The organism is Microbacterium luticellae (assembly GCF_050408645.1).
GTDB lineage: Bacteria > Actinomycetota > Actinomycetes > Actinomycetales > Microbacteriaceae > Microbacterium.
In genome coordinates, this window is sequence record NZ_JBNTKE010000001.1 from 1,085,237 (window position 1) to 1,102,833 (window position 17,597).

At 60.7% G+C, this 17,597-nt stretch carries 16 protein-coding genes; 7 read left to right on the forward strand and 9 right to left on the reverse strand.

Going from position 1 to position 17,597, the window contains the following annotated elements:
* Positions 1-260 precede the first annotated feature (260 nt).
* Both glmS and coaA read right to left on the reverse strand, forming a co-directional pair.
* The gene (gene glmS / locus ACQUSW_RS05315; protein WP_428931300.1) at positions 261-2,180 is read right to left on the reverse strand and encodes a glutamine--fructose-6-phosphate transaminase (isomerizing); all 1,920 of its coding nucleotides are present in this window, start codon (positions 2,178-2,180) and stop codon (positions 261-263) included.
* A 477-nt stretch (positions 2,181-2,657) separates the two neighbouring features.
* Positions 2,658-3,608, reverse strand: a complete 951-nt coding sequence (gene coaA, locus ACQUSW_RS05320; RefSeq protein ID WP_428931301.1) for a type I pantothenate kinase — start codon at positions 3,606-3,608, stop codon at positions 2,658-2,660.
* 32 nt (positions 3,609-3,640) lie between these two features.
* Here coaA and ACQUSW_RS05325 point away from each other — a divergent pair, with 32 nt between their 5' ends.
* A complete protein-coding gene (locus ACQUSW_RS05325) occupies positions 3,641-4,579 on the forward strand; it encodes an arsenate reductase/protein-tyrosine-phosphatase family protein (RefSeq protein WP_428931191.1) in 939 nt (312 codons plus the stop codon).
* Between the two features lie 72 nt (positions 4,580-4,651).
* Positions 4,652-5,629 (forward strand): helix-turn-helix domain-containing protein, encoded by a 978-nt coding sequence (locus ACQUSW_RS05330; protein WP_428931192.1) that lies wholly within the window; start codon positions 4,652-4,654, stop codon positions 5,627-5,629.
* Between the two features lie 6 nt (positions 5,630-5,635).
* On the opposite strand, the gene ACQUSW_RS05335 is transcribed toward ACQUSW_RS05330, so the two are convergent.
* The 3 genes from ACQUSW_RS05335 to ACQUSW_RS05345 all read right to left on the reverse strand — a co-directional run bounded on the left by ACQUSW_RS05335 (position 5,636) and on the right by ACQUSW_RS05345 (position 9,029).
* Positions 5,636-6,703 carry a hypothetical protein gene (locus tag ACQUSW_RS05335; protein ID WP_428931193.1) on the reverse strand — a complete coding sequence of 356 codons (1,068 nt, stop codon included), beginning with the start codon at positions 6,701-6,703 and terminating at the stop codon, positions 5,636-5,638.
* A 5-nt stretch (positions 6,704-6,708) separates the two neighbouring features.
* Complete coding sequence (locus tag ACQUSW_RS05340) at positions 6,709-8,172, reverse strand: tyrosine-protein kinase domain-containing protein (RefSeq protein WP_428931194.1); 1,464 nt, start codon at positions 8,170-8,172, stop codon at positions 6,709-6,711.
* Positions 8,173-8,405: 233 nt separating this feature from the next.
* A complete protein-coding gene (locus ACQUSW_RS05345) occupies positions 8,406-9,029 on the reverse strand; it encodes a hypothetical protein (protein ID WP_428931195.1) in 624 nt (207 codons plus the stop codon).
* Between the two features lie 242 nt (positions 9,030-9,271).
* On the opposite strand from ACQUSW_RS05345, the gene ACQUSW_RS05350 reads away from it, so the two are divergent.
* Positions 9,272-10,321, forward strand: coding sequence for a MauE/DoxX family redox-associated membrane protein (locus ACQUSW_RS05350; protein ID WP_428931196.1), 1,050 nt, complete (start codon positions 9,272-9,274; stop codon positions 10,319-10,321).
* On the opposite strand, the gene ACQUSW_RS05355 is transcribed toward ACQUSW_RS05350, so the two are convergent.
* Positions 10,296-11,156, reverse strand: coding sequence for a helix-turn-helix domain-containing protein (locus tag ACQUSW_RS05355; protein WP_428931197.1), 861 nt, complete (start codon positions 11,154-11,156; stop codon positions 10,296-10,298). The genes ACQUSW_RS05350 and ACQUSW_RS05355 overlap by 26 nt on opposite strands.
* A gap of 303 nt (positions 11,157-11,459) precedes the next feature.
* On the opposite strand from ACQUSW_RS05355, the gene lepB reads away from it, so the two are divergent.
* Positions 11,460-12,173: a signal peptidase I gene (gene lepB / locus ACQUSW_RS05360; protein ID WP_428931198.1), complete on the forward strand. Its 714-nt coding sequence runs from the start codon at positions 11,460-11,462 to the stop codon at positions 12,171-12,173.
* Here the strand turns inward: lepB and ACQUSW_RS05365 are convergent.
* Complete coding sequence (locus ACQUSW_RS05365) at positions 12,136-13,230, reverse strand: MauE/DoxX family redox-associated membrane protein (RefSeq protein ID WP_428931199.1); 1,095 nt, start codon at positions 13,228-13,230, stop codon at positions 12,136-12,138. The genes lepB and ACQUSW_RS05365 overlap by 38 nt on opposite strands.
* Positions 13,231-13,348: 118 nt before the next feature.
* Here ACQUSW_RS05365 and ACQUSW_RS05370 point away from each other — a divergent pair, with 118 nt between their 5' ends.
* Positions 13,349-14,017, forward strand: a complete 669-nt coding sequence (locus tag ACQUSW_RS05370; protein WP_428931200.1) for a hypothetical protein — start codon at positions 13,349-13,351, stop codon at positions 14,015-14,017.
* 73 nt (positions 14,018-14,090) lie between these two features.
* On the opposite strand, the gene ACQUSW_RS05375 is transcribed toward ACQUSW_RS05370, so the two are convergent.
* The gene (locus ACQUSW_RS05375; RefSeq protein ID WP_428931201.1) at positions 14,091-14,732 is read right to left on the reverse strand and encodes a hypothetical protein; all 642 of its coding nucleotides are present in this window, start codon (positions 14,730-14,732) and stop codon (positions 14,091-14,093) included.
* Positions 14,733-14,749: 17 nt separating this feature from the next.
* On the opposite strand from ACQUSW_RS05375, the gene ACQUSW_RS05380 reads away from it, so the two are divergent.
* A complete protein-coding gene (locus ACQUSW_RS05380) occupies positions 14,750-15,397 on the forward strand; it encodes a helix-turn-helix transcriptional regulator (protein WP_428931202.1) in 648 nt (215 codons plus the stop codon).
* Here ACQUSW_RS05380 and ACQUSW_RS05385 read toward each other — a convergent pair.
* Positions 15,366-15,812 (reverse strand): VanZ family protein, encoded by a 447-nt coding sequence (locus ACQUSW_RS05385; protein WP_428931203.1) that lies wholly within the window; start codon positions 15,810-15,812, stop codon positions 15,366-15,368. The genes ACQUSW_RS05380 and ACQUSW_RS05385 overlap by 32 nt on opposite strands.
* Positions 15,813-16,065: 253 nt before the next feature.
* On the opposite strand from ACQUSW_RS05385, the gene ACQUSW_RS05390 reads away from it, so the two are divergent.
* Positions 16,066-17,544, forward strand: a complete 1,479-nt coding sequence (locus ACQUSW_RS05390) for a sugar transferase (RefSeq protein ID WP_428931204.1) — start codon at positions 16,066-16,068, stop codon at positions 17,542-17,544.
* The last annotated feature ends 53 nt before the right edge of the window (positions 17,545-17,597 follow it).

Genomic DNA, 17,597 nt, shown 5'->3' on the forward strand with positions numbered 1-17,597 from the left:
CCGACTCGCTGTTGCCGAAAACAGGAAAATTGCCGAGGGGCGCATGATTTGCGCGAAATCGTCCTCCATCCGGCAATTTTCCTGTTTTCGGCAACCGCGCAGCGCCCAATCTGCCTGTTTTCGGCAAACTTCCTGTTTTCGGCAACCAATACCCGCGCCCGAGGCCACCAACTGCCTGTTCTCGGTAATTTTCCTGTTCTCGGCAACCAGAACCGCCGTCCCGCGGCACCTCGGCACCCAACACCCGAAGCGGGCGGCCGCTACTCGACGGTCACCGATTTGGCGAGGTTGCGGGGCTGGTCGACGTCGAGGCCTTTGGCGGTGGCGAGGGCCATGGCGAAGATTTGGAGAGGAACAACGGTGAGTAAGGGTTCGAGGAGGGCGGTGGTGAGGGGAATGCGAATAACTTCGTCGGCGTGGGGTAGTACGGCCGCGTCTCCTTCTTCGGCGATGGCGATAACGCGCGCGCCGCGGGCACGTATTTCTTGGATGTTCGATACGACTTTGGCGTGCAGCAGGGCCGAGTGGCGTGGTGAGGGCACGATGACGAAGACGGGTTGGCCGGGTTCGATAAGCGCGATGGGCCCGTGTTTGAGTTCTCCGGCGGCGAAGCCTTCGGCATGAATGTACGAGATTTCTTTGAGTTTCAGGGCACCTTCGAGTGCGATCGGGTAGCCGACGTGCCGCCCTAGGAAAAGCACCGATCGAGTGTCGGCCATCCAGTGGGCGAGTTCGGTGATGCGGTCGGTTTCTTGCGCGAGCACTGTCGCAATGTGATCGGGAATGTCTTGCAGCGCAGCGGTTTCGAGCCGCCCGGTTTGCGGGTCGAGGGTTCCGCGCAGACGACCGGTGTGCAACGCTACGAGCATGAGGGCGGTGATTTGCGCGACGAACGCTTTGGTCGATGCAACGGCGACTTCGGGTCCGGCGTGCGTGTAGATCACAGCATCCGACTCTCGTGGAATTGTGGCCCCCTGCGTATTGCAAATGGCCAGAGTACGGGCACCTTTTTCGCGTGCAAAACGCACGGCCATGAGGGTGTCCATCGTTTCGCCCGACTGGCTGATCGATACGACGAGTGTGCGCGGGCCGATGATCGGGTCGCGGTAGCGAAACTCGTGGGCAAGTTCGACGTCGACCGGAATGCGCGCCCAGTTTTCGAGCGCATATTTGCCGACCAGGGCCGCATACGATGCGGTGCCGCAAGCGACAATAACGATGCGTTCGGCGTCAACGAAGAGGTCGTCGTGGCCGTCAAGTTCGGGGATGTGCACTTCGCCGCCGACACCACCGCCGCCGCCCGCACCGCCGCCGACCGCACCGACGCCACGGCCCACCCCACTGCCAACCTCGCCGCGCACTCGCCCGCGCAGCGTGTTCGCGACTGCTTCGGGTTCTTCGGCAACTTCTTTTGCCATAAAACTGGGCCATCCGCCTTTGTCGGCGGCTGCGGCATCCCACGACACGTCGAAGGGTTCGGCGGCGACGGCAGTTCCAGCGAAGTCGGTGATGGTGACGGATGCTGGTGTGACAGTCACAATGTTGTCTTGGCCGATCGCTACGGCTCGGCGGGTGTGTTCAACGAACGCGGCGACGTCGGATCCGAGATAGTTTTCGCCGTCGCCGAGTCCGATAACAAGCGGCGAGTTGCGGCGGGCTGCGACGATGATACCGGGCTGGTTGGCGTGTACTGCGAGCAGGGTGAATGCGCCTTCGAGCCGCGGCAGCACTGCACGAAAAGCCTGTTCGAGGTCGCCGGTGCGTTCATATTCGCGGCCAATCAGGGCCGCGGCGACTTCACTGTCGGTTTCGCTGGCAAATGCGACGCCGTCGCTTTCGAGTTCCCGCCGCAGTTCGCCATAGTTCTCGATTATTCCGTTGTGGATCAGCGCCAACCTGCCGCTATCGGCCAGGTGCGGGTGCGCATTTTCGTCGGTGGGTGCACCGTGGGTCGCCCACCGGGTGTGGCCGATTCCGGTTGGCGCTGCGGGAAGGGGCGCGTCGGCGAGACTCTCGTGCAGCGCGGCGAGTTTGCCTGATTTTTTGCGCATCGCCAGCCCGTGTTCGCCGACGGTCGCAATGCCCGCTGAGTCGTATCCGCGATATTCCAGGCGCGCCAGGCCTGCCATGATGATCGATGCGCTGTCGCGCGCTCCCGCGTATCCCACAATTCCGCACATAAAAGTAAGAGTAAACCCAACATTTTGCGAGGCGTATGCACAAAAACGTGGGCCTTTTGGCTCCGGATGCTGCAATCCAACAGCCCCCGGATGCCACACCCCAGCCAATTCCGGATGCCACGCGCCAGCCCGGCTCGTGCGCAGTATCCGGCATCCGGCACCTAGCATCCGGCACCCCGTCACTTGTCAGACAGATTCCCAAACGTCAGACAAAAATGGCCAAATCTGTCAGACAGATGCAAATCTGTCGGACAAGTGACGGGTTCGAGAACGCAGTACCCGGCACTCGCACAGCATCCGGCACCTGGCACCCGACACCCGGCACCCCGCAGCGTCCGGCACCCCGCAGCATCCGGCACCCCGTCATTTGTCAGACAGATTCCCAAACGTCTGACAAAAACGGCCAAATCTGTCAGACAGACGCAAATCTGTCGGACAAGTGACGGGCTCGAGACCCCAGCCCGCGGCCCCGCGCCGTCATACTTTGCGCAGCAGCACGCTTTCGACGTCGTGGTTGGCGCCTTTGTTGAGGACGAGGGTGGCGCGGTGGCGGGTGGGGGCGATGTTTTCGGTGAGATTGGGGAGGTTGATGTCGTTCCAGTAGCCGAGGGCTGTGGTGCGGGCTTCGTCGTCGGTGAGGTGGGCGAACACGTTGAAGTATGACGACGGGTTGCGGAATGCGCCTTTGCGGAGGGCGAGGAACCGGTCGACATACCAGGTGCGGATTGATTCGGGTGCGGCGTCGACGTAGACGGAGAAGTCGAAGAGGTCGCTGACGGCGACGTCGTTAGGTGCTGGTGGGGGTTGCAGTACGTTGAGGCCTTCGACAATGACAACGTCGGGCCGGCGCACGACGACGTTGGCGTCGGGCACGATGTCGTAGCGCATGTGTGAGTAGAACGGTGCGCGTACTTCGGGGGCGCCGCTTTTTACTTCGGTGAGAAAGTCAACGAGTGCTCGGCGGTCGTAGGACTCGGGGAATCCTTTGCGGTCCATGAGTCCGCGACGTTCGAGTTCGGCATTGGGATATAAGAAACCGTCGGTGGTGACGAGTTCGACGCGAGGTGTGGCGGGCCAGCGTGACATGAGTTCGCGCAAAAGCCGGGCGATGGTCGATTTGCCGACGGCGACTGATCCGGCAACTCCTACGACGAATGGGGTCGTGGTGTCTTCGGTGTGGAGAAAGTCGCTGGTTGCTGCGCCAAGGTTTTTGGCGGCGGTGGCGTACAGGCTGAGCATGCGGCTGAGCGGCAGGTACACTTCGTCGACTTCGGTGCTGTCGAGGCGGTCGCCGATACCTCGTAGTTCGACGACTTCGGTTTCGCTCAGTGGTTGGTCGAGGTCGGCTGCTAGTCGCGCCCATTCGGCACGGTCGATGCGGCGGTAGAGGGAGCGCGCAGGTTCGGTGTCGACGGTCACAGAATCCATGGTATCGGGCACCGCTGTGCATGCTGTCAGCCATGCGCCCTATGCTGAACCGTATGCAGGGGTTTGAGGGGTCGCGTGATGCGCAGCGGTCGGGTGGTGTGCCATTGACGCGGCGCGAGCTCCGTCGCCTCCGCGAGCAACAACAGCAACAACACGAGCAGCACCCACAACAACAGCAACAGCAACAGCAACAGCAACAGCAACAGCAACACGAGCAACAACCAGTCCAGTCGCCGCAGTTCTTGCACGATGGCGCGCAGGTTCCGTCGATGCTGGCTGGGTCGCGGCATCCGGATGCCTCTGCCGGCCAGGTTCCGTTGCGGCGCCGGTCGCGGTCCCAACAGCAGCAGGGCACGGGTGTGCCAACGATTCTTACGGTGTGCACGGGCAATATTTGTCGTTCGGCGTTGGCCGAGGTGTTGTTGCGGCAGCGGTTAGAGAAGTTGGGTGTGCGGATTCATAGTGCGGGCACGCATGCGCTGGTGGGTAAGGGTATGCCGAAGGAGGCTCAGCAGTTGGCGGTAACGCATGGTGGTGAGGCTGCTGTGGCTGCCGGGCATGCGGGTCGGTTGTTGAATGAGCATTTGTTGGCGGAGTCTGATTTGGTGTTGGCGATGGCGACCGAGCACAGCACTTTTGCTGTCGAGTTGGCGCCGAGTCGTTTGCAGCAGACTTTTCCGGTGCGGGTTTTTGCGCGTTTGGCGGCGACTCTTTCTGATGATGAGTTGCGGCAGGCTGCGGCTGCGGGCGGTAATGACGCGGGTGTGCGTTTGCAGTTGGTGGCGCGGCGAGTGGCGCAGCAGCGCGGGCTGGTGCGCGGCGATGGCAACGACGATGTGATCGACCCGTTCCGCCGTTCGTGGCAAATTTATGAGCAGTCGGCGAGCGAGTTGGTTCCGGCTCTCGATCAGGTGGTTCGTGTGGTTGAGTCGGCGGTTGTGTCGCCTCCGGCTTTCGTATGGCCAACGTGAGACTTTTCTTGTCGTTGCGGCGCTAGAGGGGTGTCGTTTTTGGTAAGGTAACGGCATCCGATCTCCCACCGGATGCAGCGCCCCCAGCTGCTGCTCGCCTCGACCACAACGAGTCTCGTGCCGACCTCTCTTTCTCGACTTTTGTCTACGCATCTTGCGCTGGATGCCCATGGTGCCGGGCTTCTGACGAGCCGCACCTTCCGTTCTGTTGCTGTGTCTCGCCATCTGGTGCACTCAGGAATTTGGGAGTGGAATAATACGGTCGCTGAACATGAGAAACATGCGGCCGTTATTTTTTCTAGTGACAGCACGCCTCTTCCGATCTCGGGCGATTTTGTTCCGGCGCGCGGCCCGGCTGTGGGTTTGATGTTGCCGTGCAGTGGCGAGTCGACTATTCGGTGGTCACAAGAGGCCGAGATTCTTATTGTTTGGGCTCCTGAGTTTGCGTTGATGGAGTTTTCGGATGACGCGATGCTCGAGCCGACGGCGTTTAGTGATACGCCATTGGCGCAGGGGTTTCGAGCTTTTTCCTATGCGATGTCGCGCACGACTGATGCGGGATCGTCTGTTTCGCACTATGTGATCGAGCGTCTTCTGCTCGAGATGATGTTTGGTACGAAACTTGAGCAGGCAACGCCTGATCCTTCGACGCTGACGTCGCCGTCTTTGCTCGATACGGCGCGGTCGATCATGCTGTTGAACCGCGAGAATCCTGAATTTACGACGGGCCAGTTGGCGGCTGAGTTGAATGTGTCGGTGCGGCAGTTGCAGCGTACGTTTGCTCGCGCGTCGACTACTCCGGGTGATGTTTTGCGGCAGCTGCGGGTGGAGCTTGCTGAATCGATGTTGCAGAACCCTAAGTACCGGATGCTGTCTATTGAAGACCTTGCTCGGTATTCGGGCTTTTCGAATTCTTTGCAGTTGCGACGTGCGTTGAAAGCTGAGGGCCGTGAGAGCCCGACGGTTATTCGCCAGCGTGTGGGGCTTGACGACGGGTCGTTTCAGCCCTCGTCAACGGGTCAGCCCTCGTCAACGGGTCAGCCTTCGTAGCCCGGCCTAGCTATGTCGCGGTTCGCGGGGCACGAGTAGCCCGGCGCTGATGAGTTCGGTGAGTGCTGCGTCGACTAGTTCGGTGGCGTCGGCGTCGGGTGGGTTGCCGTGCAGAGCAATAACGTCTTGGGTAATGCCTTCGAGGTTGTTGCCGTTGCAGGCTGAGCGCCAGATGGCGGGGGCGATACCGTCGAGTACGTGTACGAGACTGCCGTGCATCACGATTATGCGGTCGTCAACCTCGATGGCGTCGATGAGGGCACCGGGTGTGAAGCTGCCGGTGTCGACGGCCTTAACGGCCGGTTGCCAGTCGATAGTGGCCGGGGGTGCGTTGAAGATGGCGGGAACGATGTTGGCGATATCGGTGGCGTCGGGGTAGGTGAGTTTAATGAACCCGCCGATGTTTTGTGCCAGTTCGGCGAGCATGCGCAGTGGGTGCTCAAAGTCGCCGAGATAGCTGGTTTGCGGTACGAGGTCGTTGATGCACTCGGCGAGTCCGATGCGCTCGAGGGTTATTTCTTGAGCGCTGGTGTCGCGTTCGAGCAGCACGATGGCTGCGAGTTTTAGGTCGGTGTTGGGCAGGGGTTGCAGTCCTGCCGCGCTCGGCGCGACTTGTTCTTTGGGTGCCCCGGCGCGCACAACAGATAGCGGTTTGCGGTACGGGTGCACGGTCAGGCTGCCGTCGAGTGCGACGGCAACTGTTTCGTCGCTGACGTAGCCGTGGTGTTGGCCGAGCACACGGCTGAGTGTGGTTTTGCCGCGGCCCGATGGTCCGACGAATGCTGCCACGCGTCCGTGTTCGTCGGCGACTCCTGCGGCGTGGAACATGGCGAGGGTGCCGCGTTGCTGCCTGATGGCGTGCAGGGTGATGCTGCCCGAGAGTCCTTCGAGCAGCTTTTCTGCGCTGTGCACGGCGGTGACGGGTAGAGCGTCGCTGGGTGTTGGCGTGGGCGTTGTGACGGTGGCGTCGGCCCAGGCGTTCCGGATGCTGGTGATGAGCGTTTCGGGTACATCATCGGCGAACGTGATGGTGACGGTGGTGCCGAGCGCGGCGACAGTGAGTGGTGCTTTCATGGCGCTCAGGCCTGTTCGCTGATGCGCATCCGCTTCAGCCAACCGGGTTGTTCTTGGTCGGCGGGCTCTTCGTCGTCGCGGCGATAATATTCGCCGTGGTACTGGTAGCCGTAGTACACCGATCCGCTTCCGCGGCGGGGCACGCGGTTGAGCACGAGGCCGAGTGCGCGGCCGTTGGCACGTTCGATGTTGCCGAGGGCTTTGCCGAGCACTTCGTAGGTGGTTTTGCCGACGGTTGATACAACGATCGCACCGTCGGCGCTGTGTGCCAGCACGGCGGCGTCGGTGACGGGGATGAGCGGCGGGGCGTCGATGATGACGATCGCTTCGCGGGCGATCGAGTTCATGAGGGTGCGCATGCGCTCTGAGCCGAGCACTTCGCTGGGGTTCGGTGGAATTTTGCCTGCGCCGACTACGAACAGGTTGCCGTTGCCGAAGCGTTGGGCGACGTCAGAGATGCTGGCGCGGCCGGCGAGTACGTCAGAGACTCCGGCGCCCTTTGCCAGGCCAAAGATGGTGCTGATCATGGGACGGCGGAGGTCGCCGTCGATGAGTACGACGTGTTGTCCGCTGGCGGCCAGTGTGATGGCCAGGTTGGAGGCGACGGTTGATTTTCCGTCGCCGGGCAGCGGGCTGGTGATGACGATCATGCGCGGTGGGTTGTCGACGTCGAGGAACTGAATGTTGGTGCGCAGTTCTCGCATCGATTCGGCAATAGCAAAGAGGTGTGCGTGTTTGCTGCCCGACGTATTGCCGCCGTCAAAAGGAATGAGACGGTTTTCGAGTGTGAAAGTCTTTTCTTCGGGAATTGTGCCGACGACGGCAACGCCCGTTTCTTTTTCGACCTGTTCCACTGACCGGATGCGGCGGTCAAGCGTGTAGCGCAGTAGCCCGTAGCCGACCGCGACGGCCAGGCCCGCGAGGGCACCGATTGCCAGGGCAAGGCGCATGTTGGGTGATGCGGGGCTGGAGGGTAGGCGTGCGGAGTCGACGGGGCTGAGGTAGACGGGACCGCGCACTTCGGGGTCGTCGCTTTCGGTAGCGTCGACTTCGGCGGCCATGGCGCGCACCCAGGCTTCTGCCACGTCGCGTGCGGCTTCGGGGGTGCCAGCGCGCGCTGTTACCTGCAGCGAGAGGGTGTCGATGGGGTTGGTGACCGTGATGCGGCGCACAAGGCTTTCGGGCGAGGTGTCGAGGCCGAGTTCTTCAATTACGCGTTCGGCGACCGACCGCGATTGGCCCAGCACCACGTAGGTTTTTACGCGCGACGACGCGAGTTGGTTGCCGACCATGGCGCTTCCGAGGTCGTCGCTGGTGCGGGTTGCTTGCACGACGGCCGAGGCGTCGGCGGCATAAACTTTGGGCTGAATGGTGGCCCATCCGAATGCCAGGCCAATTCCGGCGAGGGTGATGAGAATCATTCCCAACCAGTGCGCTCGAAATACGCGCAGGTATTCACGAAGTTCCATCGATTTGTTTCCCCCTAGAGTTCCCCGCCGTTCGGGCCGTTACTCAACCCTATGAGATTACTACAGTGCGCATCCGACAATGGCGGATGCTTTGTCTATATTCGCCGTGTTCGGGCTCGTCTCTCCCCCACCGGAGATGGTGAGCGACAAATACATATAAAGACACAAAAAATAGGGGACGCACCCACGTGGAAGGGTGCGTCCCCTATTTCCGTCCCGTTAGTGAGGGAGGATCAGCAGCCGCCGATGATTTGGAATGGGAGGTTGGCGGCCGACTTGCTAACGGGCGGGTTTCCGCTCGGGTCGGTGATGACGGCCGTCCATGAACCGCCCAGCAGCTGTGAGATGTTGATCTGTACGAGTTGGCCCCAGTGTTTGCGTGCACCGGCGTCGAGGGGCACGGTGATTGTGATGGTGCGGGTTGCCTTCGTGTGCGACTTAAAGAAGATGCCGTCGCCGAGCCAGCCGCTTCCGCCAGAGCCCTGCCAGCGACCCACTGTTACGCCGCGATCGTGGCCTTCGAGGATGCCGCCGAGGCTTCCGAGGCCAATTCCTGCCCACAGGAGGCTGCGCGCGGCAGAGAGGCCGATCGAGCTGAGGTCGATGGTTTCGACGATGGTGATGGTGCCCGAGTAGGCGTCGGTGCCGTTGTTGCGCACGGTGAAGCCGGGCAGCACGCTGCCTCCGAACACCTGGAGGCAGCCGGAGTCGATGGTGATGTTTGCCTGGTTATCGCTGGCTGCGGCCAGTGGCATCGCGACAGCGGCGGCGATCACGGGTGCCGACCATGCTGCTCCGCGGAGTACGGTGCGGCGGTCGAGGCCCGCACCATCGATGGTGCGTTTGTTATCGGTCATTTTTCTCCCAGTGTGTTTCCCCAGATGGCCACGAACTGTGCCGTGGCCTGCGCATGATGCGCCGAGTGGCTCGTTTGCGGGCCACACACATGGTGCGTTGCTGGTCGGGGGCGAGAAAATGGCAATGTCGCTTTTGTGCGCAAACGTGTCGCAAAGTGTTACTTGACGCGATGCGGGCCCCATCGCGCTAACGTGAACGTGGGGCGGGTGCGGTGGCGCGTCGCCGGGGAGAGGGGCTTCGGATGCTGGGGATATTGCAGTCTGCTGTGCTGTTGTCGCTGGCGCTTTCCGTGCTTTTTGCGCGGAGTGGTGTGGGCAAATTGCGTCATTGGCGGTCGGCTGAGTCGACGATTACTGCGCTGCGGCTGCCGGCGTGGGTGCCAGGGTTTGCGGTGGTTATTTTTGCCTGCGTCGAGGTGCTGATTGCTGTCGCGCTTTTGGGCAACGGTGTGGTTGTGCAGGGTGCGGCGATTGCGGCGTTCGTGTGTGCTGCAGTGTTTCTCGTGCTGGTGGTGCGGGCGTATCGGCTGGGTTCGGCCGATGAGTGCGGGTGTTTTGGTGCCAGTTCTGCGCGGGTGGGGCCGTGGCTGATTGTGCGCAATGCGGTGCTGGTGGCAACGACGGCCGCGCTTGTGGCGTTGACGTTTGTGTCGCCGCTGAACGTGGTGTGGTTTGTGCGGGCGTTGCAGGTGTCGAATGATCCGCTGTCGGGGTGGTTACCTCTTGTCGCGGCGGTTGTGTTGGCGGCGTTGGCGGTGAGTGTTTTTGCGGCCGAGTGGGCGGGCCGCGTGCAGCCGGCAGATCGGGAGCATCCGGAGCATCCGGGGCATTCGGGGGTTTCGGATGCCGCGAACCCCTCCCCTGCTCTGGGCCCGCTGCCGGTGCTCGATGCAGCCACCGGGGTGGCTCGCGATCTAACGATGCAGGCACGGCAAAAGGCTCAGCTGGTGTTGTTTGTGCAGGCGGGGTGCGGCTCGTGTCAGCAGGTGTTGGCGAAGGTTGCTGAGGCCCGCGATGCGGTAGAGCAGGTTGCCGAGCTTTCGGTGGTGGCGGGTGTGTGGCCGGGTCGTTCGGGTACTGAGGCGACGGGCGGTGACGAGCGGTTGACGACGCTCGACCCGGCGAATGCTTCGGCTCGCCAGTTGGGGCTGGGTTCGCGGCGCCCGCAGGGTGTGCTGTTGGCGACCGATGGCTCGGTGGTACAGCCCGTCGCGCAGGGTGCCGATGAGATTGCCGAGCTTATTGATGCTGTGGCCGCTGCCGCGCCTACTTTCGAACCACGCGAGGGTTAGGCAGGCCGTAGGCCGAGAAGGCGCGGCGCAGCCCTGCCGCGGTACGGAACCCGGCGTGACCGGCTATCGCTTCGATCGACAGCGGGCTGAAGGTTGCGTCGGCGAGCAGTTCTCGCGCCAGGTCGACGCGCATGCGGCGTAGTTCGTCGGCGGGCGAGCTGTCTTCTGCGGCGAACAGGCGCTGCAGTTGACGGCGTGAGATGTGCAGTTCGTCGGCGAGCTCTTCGACGGTAAAGTCTGGGTCTTCGCGCCGGATGAGCATGAGTGATCGTGCGCGGTCGACAACTCGTGGTTCGCGTACGGCGGTGGCACCGTTCGCGGCTACTTCGACGAGCACGCCGAATGACATTTCGACGAGCACGCGCTCAACCATGAAGTCGGTGTAGGGCGTGGGCTGGGTGGCCTGTGTCACCAGCGACGTAGCGAAGGCTCGGAGCCCGGCCGCGAGGGGCGTGGGCGCGGCGATAGGTGCGAGTTCGCGTACTCCGACCTCGACTTCTTCGAGGGTGCGCCACGGAAGCCACACAACAACGATGGTTGCCGGGCTGTGCGAGTAGAGGCGTGCGGGTCGGTGCGGATGCAAAAAGCCGGTGTGACCGCGAGTGAGACCAGTGTCGAGCTGCGTGTGCGCGACCGTGGTGGCCGTGAGGTTAACGGGGCCCTGAGCAAAGACGAGGGCTGCCGTGTTGTCGGGCCCGGGCGGCTGGTCTTGCCAGAGCCATTCGGCTCCGGCCTCGAACGAGTGTCGTGTTACGTGCGCGGCACGATATGTGCGTGCCACAACAGGTGTTTCGCCACCGTTTTTGAGCAGGCGGCTCACTTGTGCTGCGTCCATGGTGTTCCCCAACACCTTTCCCCGTTGTATAACTCGTGCCGCGCGCTGCTCACTGTGTCGCGAGCGCTGCACGGCGCGTACAAAATACGTGGATGTTTGTGAGCTTGGTCCCCAGACTGCACTCAACCACCCGGTCGTCAGTATCACACACTTTACGACAAAAGCTCACTCATCCGGCGACATTTGTTGCGAAGTGCGTAATATTTCGGGTTCCCCCTCGACGGTTCGAGCAACCTTACTTGCTCGCGCCGTGGTGTCGAGTCGTTCACCACCCTGGCTGCCGGTCGGGGCAAGATAGAGACTATGTTTTCTGAGTCGGCATCGGCCGAACGACCGCTGTGGCGGCGCGTGGCGGGCAGCACCTGGTTTCATCTTTTTGCTGCCTTTGTGCTGGTGGGCGCGTTTTTGTCGTTTGTGGCTAAGCCCTATGCCATTCCCTCGGGTTCGATGGAAGAGACTCTGCTGGTGGGTGATCGCGTGCTGGTCAACCGTCTGGCCTTTGTGGGTGCTGCTGCGCCCACAACGGGCGATGTGATTGTTTTTGATGCCGATGAGTCGTGGGGTATGAACGCGCAGCGCAATGAAGGGTCGCTCAAGAAGTTTGCGCGCTGGGTGGGCGAGGTCTCGGGTTTTGGCCCTTCGGGACCACATACGCTCATTAAGCGAGTGATTGGCACTCCGGGGCAGACGGTGACCTGCTGCAGCCCTGAGGGCGATGTTGTTGTTGACGGTGCCCCGCTTAACGAACCGTATATTTTTGAGAATTTTCCGTTTGAGCCGGGCACGCTCGACTGCTCGTCGCAGCCGGTTTCGGGTCGCTGTTTTGATGAGGTAACGGTGCCCGAGGGCTCGTATCTTATGCTGGGCGATCACCGTTCACGGTCGTCGGATAGCGCGGCGCTGTGTCGTGCGCGGCCGGGCGCGGCAGAGTCCTGTTGGCGGTGGGCGCACGACGACGGCGTAGTGGGCCGTGCGAGCGTTATTCTGTGGCCGGTATCGCGCTGGTCGGGTCTGTAACGTCAGCCACGCCGCCCTCGTCGCCCTCGTGCAGGCTGGCATAGATGTCGTCGATAAACCGGCTGATGGCGACTTCGCCGCTCACTGGGCCTCCGGCCAGCATGCCGTCGGCGCCGAAGAGCACGGCGGTGGGTGTTGACCATTCGGCGATCGAGTCGCGCACATAACGGTGGGTGTCGTGCACCGACTGTGGTTCGGCGTGCTCGGTGCTGGCGCTTGCTTCGGGGCTGGCGGTGAGTAGTAGTCGTATGGGTACTTCGGGCAGGCGAGCACGCCACTGCGGTAGGGCTTGCAGCACGGCGGTGCAGGCGCGGCATCCGGGGTTTACTGCGATAAGGATCAGGGGCGCGTGGCGGGTGAGGTCGCGCAGGTTGACTATGGTGCCATCGGCGAGAGTCACGGGCACGGCGGGTGTGCGGGTGCGAATGTAGTCGAGTTCGGGCTGGGTGGTGGGGTCGGCCGAGGTGGCGGTTTCGGATGCTGCTCCCCCACCCTCACTCGAGTCCACAGTGAGCACTACCGTGACGGCCGCCAGCACAAGCAGCACCGGCACTGCCCATAGATGAGGGGCGCTGGTTGCGAGTGTGTGCAGTGGGCCTCCGAGTGCCGGATGCTGCATGGCAACGGCGAGGTTGGCCGCGGCGAGCAGCACGTACCAGCTGTTTCGCACGATGGTACGGCGGGTGAGCGTTTGTTGCTGCCCGAAGCATGCGCAGGTGGCATCGCTGTGGGCGCGGTAGGCGCGGACGATGAGAGTGAGGTAGGTGGCCATCACGACGAGTGCGATGCCGCCCACAATCAGCCCAAGCACCCCGCCGATAACGACGAGGCCGAGTGCGAGTGCGAGCTCTGCCCACGGATGCAGGGCGAGCGCGATGCGGTGACGAAACATGCGTGGCACACCCAGTTGTGCCCAGTTTTCGAGGGTGTCGGGGTGGCGCAGGCTGCCCACGGCTGCTGTGGCAAAAACAGCGGCTAAGAGCATGGGCAGTGCTATTGCTATGGCGGCATACACAGGCCCATCGTAACGATGAATGGCCTCTTTCTTATTACGCACTGTATTCACCGGAATTAGTTATTTCACGCACGTTACCGGATGCCACTCGGTGGCATTTCTACTATCAGTGTTGTTATCCCACGTTGTCGTGGGGCTTTTCATGGGGAGGAAAAGAAATATGGCTGAAAAACGCCAAATTGAGCGCCGTACCGTTTTGAAGGGTGCTGCATGGGCGGCTCCTGTTGTTGCCGCAGCTGTTGCTACACCGGCACACGCTGCTAACAGTGTTGAAGTACCGGACTGCCCGGACTGCTTTAAGCCGGCTCTTGGTCTCGGCATTCTTCCGGGCGCGTTTACGGCACAAGCCGTGCGTCTTCCCGGATCGTCGAGGCACGGAACCGTGGCTGTTCTGTTTGAGGCTTCGATTGATGCTACTAACTGCGTGGGCATCTTCGACCCGGCTTATGTGATTGCTGGCGTCTCCGCTGTCTTGACCATGAGCGACGGAAACAGCTACACGTCAACAATCGGTGCTGCAGCTGGCGCTGGCACTCTGCGAACAATCAGCGCACTCGTCGGGGAGTTTAACTTTACTGGCGTCGAGCTACCCAATGGCGGTGGATTCAACATTGGCGGTATCGGAATTCCGTATAAGCCGCGCCCGACAAGCATTACGGTTTTTCCGCTAATTACCTTGCAGGCCGAGATCGGCATTCCGCCTATTAAGGTTCCCGTCGACTGCAACCCTGCATTGACGTGGAATCTCAACGGTGAGTTTGGGATCGGAGGCATGACTGGGTTGGGGGGTACCGTCAACTACACCGGAACCGCTACGCCACAGCGGTAATCGTTTTGATTAAGGGCGTGGGTCTCGCAGAGGCCCACGCCCTTTGTCTTGCCCGCGGCATCCGGTATTCGCACTACTCCCCTTCGAGCCACCCGTCGGTGATGAGTGTTTGGCGCAGGGTCTGGCGTGTTGACGTGGGGCCGACGGCGCGTAGCGCTGTGCGGGCGCGCTGGAGGTAGGTGCGTACCGAGAGCGCTGGGATGCCTAAGAGTTGTGCGAGCACGGTGGTCGATGGCGCCGCCCGGCCAACATAGAGGCAGGCGACTTGCAGTTCGCGGTCCGAGAGCTTGGCGTCGCTGCATCCGCCGCGGTTCACTGACAGCGTTTCTGCCCCACGGGGCTGTGTGATTGCCGCGACAATGTCGTCAATATGGTGCGTGCGGTTGAAGACGGCCGCTGCTCCGGCCTCGGCGAGCCGGTAGGTGAATGCTGCACTTGTTTTATCGGTGAGCACAATGGGGCGCGCACCGATTCTGCTGAGGGCTCTAACTTTGAGTACGGCAGGAACGTGGTCGGCCAGATTACTGCGCACTATGACAACTCCGCTGGCATCGTCAAAGTCTGCAATATAGGGAATCCAGTTTGATTCTGTTCGCCGCACAATGAGTGGCGGTCGCGCGTGGTTTGTGAACGACTGCAGAGCGGGTCCGATAAAAAACGCGTCGTCGATAATATCGACGGTGACCGGCCCAATTTTCCCCAGATTAGTGGCCATTGCTTTATACTAGCGGCATGGGGAATGCCCGGTTGGGGACCGGGGCGTTGGCCGTACGCATTATTACGAGTCACCGTCTTGCGGGTTCTGCTTTAAGTGTCTTTTTGGGGCGCGCGTTAGCGCGTAATGTGGCGTGGAGTCATCCGGCTGATGATGCACTCGATGCAACGGTGAGTGTTGTGCTTGCTGTGCATGAATCGGCCGAGATTATTCCGCGTCTTATTCGCGCCAGCGTGGCTCGTGGTTCGCGCACTGTTGTTGTTTACGACGGTGCACGCCCTCAGCGTGAGCTGCTTGATGCTGCCATGCATTTGGGCGCGTGGAATGCGTGCGATGTGCGGCAAGATCAGCGGATGCTGGTGGGCCAGATTCGCTCGGCTATCAGCGGTGACCGCTGGGAGCGTGATCGTTTTGCGGAGCACTGGTCGCGGGCGTTGGAGCATCCAGTGGAGCATCTGTCGCACCGCGAACGTGAGGTCATTGATGCCTACTTTGCCGCCGACACCGTTACGCCCGACCACGTTGCGGCGCAGCTTGGCATCAGCGTTAATACGGTGCGTGTGCACCTAGCGAACGTGCGCCGCAAGCTCTCGGGCCGGCACACCAGCAACCGCGAAGCACTGCGCGCCGCCCTTATTGATCAGGGGTGGCTCGACGCTGTTTAGCGCGTTGTTGTGCAGTCTCGATGACGACGGCAAGCACGAGCCCGATGCAAGCACCCGCCGTGTTGGCGATGATGTCGCGCATGCTTGACGTGCGGTTGTCGAGCAACACTTCTTGCACCGATTCGATAGTGACAGTGGCGATAAAAGCTATCGGCAGCACCAGGTAACGGTGCTGCACGAGCATAAACGCGAGGAGCAAACCAAACGGCACGAACAGACCAACGTTGGCGGCGAACTCAATGCGGTCGTAGGTGACCAGCGGTACGTACTTGACGACGCGACGTATCCACGGCGACAAGGCTTCATCAACATGACGTGGCCAAAAGGCGATGAGTGACAGAGCCACGACATATAGCGTGAGCCAGGTTCGTGGACGTGAGTACGGGTCTAAAGAACTGCCCGACTTTTGTTTCACGACGTAGACCATAGCCCATCTTTGGTGGATGCCGAACTTAGTCGCACGTAGCGCCGGACCATGACTACAACCCGCTGGCACGTACCTTGGCCAGGAGAAAACTATGATTGCATTCTTTAACACGGGGTGAAATCAGAGCTAACAGGACGTAGCCGCTGCTGCTATTCTTGATTCTTACGGCCGCCACGGGGAAACGGCCGCATTACACCACGCTTTGCTTTACTTGCACGTAATCACCAGGGGGAAAATTTTGGTGTCTAACGTGGACACAGATTCGGCTCTTTTGAATGGCGCAGCCATGACCGCGGATCGCCGCCCATGGCAAAATCGATACGCCAAACGGCTCATAATCACAGATCTACTCGTGATTTTATCGGTTGTATTTGGGACTCAGTTTGTATGGCTGGGTACGCATAGCTTGAACGTCGTCGGAATTTCATACTTGGATTACACTGGCCTCTCGCTACTCCTTGCGGCCAGCTGGATGATCACTCTGTCAATATATGACACCCGCAGCCCTCGAGTCGTTGGTTATGGCAGCGCCGAGTATCGTGCAATCATTAGCGGGGCGCTCCGACTATTCGGCTTGGTGGCGATTGTCTCCTATCTTGCCCAGGCCGACGTCTCCCGCGGATATATATTGATCGGTTTTCCGCTTGGAGTAATTACGCTGTTCACTACTCGCTGGCTGTGGCGTCGCTGGCTAATAAGCCAACGGGCAGAAAACAATCTTGTTTCTAGAGTTTTATTAATCGGTGATATTTCAGCGAACCTCCGAATAATGTCCGAGTTGTCTCGGCAACCAGAGGCGGGCTATTTAGTGGTTGGCGCCTGTGTACCTAACGGTTCACGTGCTAGCACGCTCGGACCAACAGATATTCCTATTTTTGGTGGCGTCGACAACTTAATGAGGGCCCTAGAAGTGAGTGGTGCCGATACCGTCCTGGTATCCAGCGAAAGCGGCTTAGCAGCCGAAACTGTACGAGAACTCAGCTGGCAACTTGAAGCAGGGCAACAGCACCTGATCATGGCACCAAACCTGACCGACATCGGTGGACCAAGAATCCATATGCGCCCGGTCGCTGGCCTGCCTCTTGTACATGTCGAGACCCCGAAGTACACCGGCCCACAAGTTATCGCAAAGCGCGCCCTGGACATCATTGGGTCCGTCACACTGATACTTCTACTATCTCCCTTGCTCCTAATCATCGCAGCCAGTGTCAAGATGTCGAGCCGAGGGCCCATCGTGTATGGTCAAGAACGAATCGGGATGAATGGCAAGCCCTTTACAATGCTGAAGTTCCGTTCCATGGTTGCCGATGCAGACAGTCAGCTCGATGCACTGCTAGCGAAACAGGGCACCTCTGACACCCCCCTTTTCAAGATTGACCATGACCCACGCGTTACCAGCGTAGGAAGAGTCTTGCGCAAGTACTCTCTCGACGAGATCCCACAGCTATTCAACGTTCTGGTCGGTTCAATGAGCTTGGTTGGGCCCCGCCCTCAACGAGAAGGTGAAGTAGCCCTATACGACTCGGCCGCACGACGACGCCTGATCGTAAAGCCCGGGATGAGTGGCCTTTGGCAGGTCAGCGGACGCTCTTCTCTGAGCTGGGAAGACGCGATACGTCTCGATCTATATTACGTAGAAAACTGGTCTCTAACGGGTGACCTAAATATTCTAATGAAGACTTTCCGCGCCGTTTTCTTTCCTGGAAATACGGCTCACTAAGTGCGACTTTCTGCTTTTAGCAATATTTCCATTGAACTCAACTAAGGGGAACT

What these genes read in the sequence shown, in the direction of transcription:
- ACQUSW_RS05375 (WP_428931201.1), bottom strand. Translation starts at nt 14,732, where the DNA reads ATGGCCACTAATCTGGGGAAAATTGGGCCGGTCACCGTCGATATTATC.
- ACQUSW_RS05340 (WP_428931194.1), bottom strand. Translation starts at nt 8,172, where the DNA reads ATGGAACTTCGTGAATACCTGCGCGTATTTCGAGCGCACTGGTTGGGA.
- ACQUSW_RS05345 (WP_428931195.1), bottom strand. Translation starts at nt 9,029, where the DNA reads ATGACCGATAACAAACGCACCATCGATGGTGCGGGCCTCGACCGCCGC.
- coaA (WP_428931301.1), bottom strand. Translation starts at nt 3,608, where the DNA reads ATGGATTCTGTGACCGTCGACACCGAACCTGCGCGCTCCCTCTACCGC.
- ACQUSW_RS05380 (WP_428931202.1), top strand. Translation starts at nt 14,750, where the DNA reads ATGGGGAATGCCCGGTTGGGGACCGGGGCGTTGGCCGTACGCATTATT.
- ACQUSW_RS05325 (WP_428931191.1), top strand. Translation starts at nt 3,641, where the DNA reads ATGCGCCCTATGCTGAACCGTATGCAGGGGTTTGAGGGGTCGCGTGAT.
- glmS (WP_428931300.1), bottom strand. Translation starts at nt 2,180, where the DNA reads ATGTGCGGAATTGTGGGATACGCGGGAGCGCGCGACAGCGCATCGATC.
- ACQUSW_RS05330 (WP_428931192.1), top strand. Translation starts at nt 4,652, where the DNA reads ATGCAGCGCCCCCAGCTGCTGCTCGCCTCGACCACAACGAGTCTCGTG.
- lepB (WP_428931198.1), top strand. Translation starts at nt 11,460, where the DNA reads ATGTTTTCTGAGTCGGCATCGGCCGAACGACCGCTGTGGCGGCGCGTG.
- ACQUSW_RS05335 (WP_428931193.1), bottom strand. Translation starts at nt 6,703, where the DNA reads ATGAAAGCACCACTCACTGTCGCCGCGCTCGGCACCACCGTCACCATC.
- ACQUSW_RS05350 (WP_428931196.1), top strand. Translation starts at nt 9,272, where the DNA reads ATGCTGGGGATATTGCAGTCTGCTGTGCTGTTGTCGCTGGCGCTTTCC.
- ACQUSW_RS05355 (WP_428931197.1), bottom strand. Translation starts at nt 11,156, where the DNA reads ATGGACGCAGCACAAGTGAGCCGCCTGCTCAAAAACGGTGGCGAAACA.
- ACQUSW_RS05370 (WP_428931200.1), top strand. Translation starts at nt 13,349, where the DNA reads ATGGCTGAAAAACGCCAAATTGAGCGCCGTACCGTTTTGAAGGGTGCT.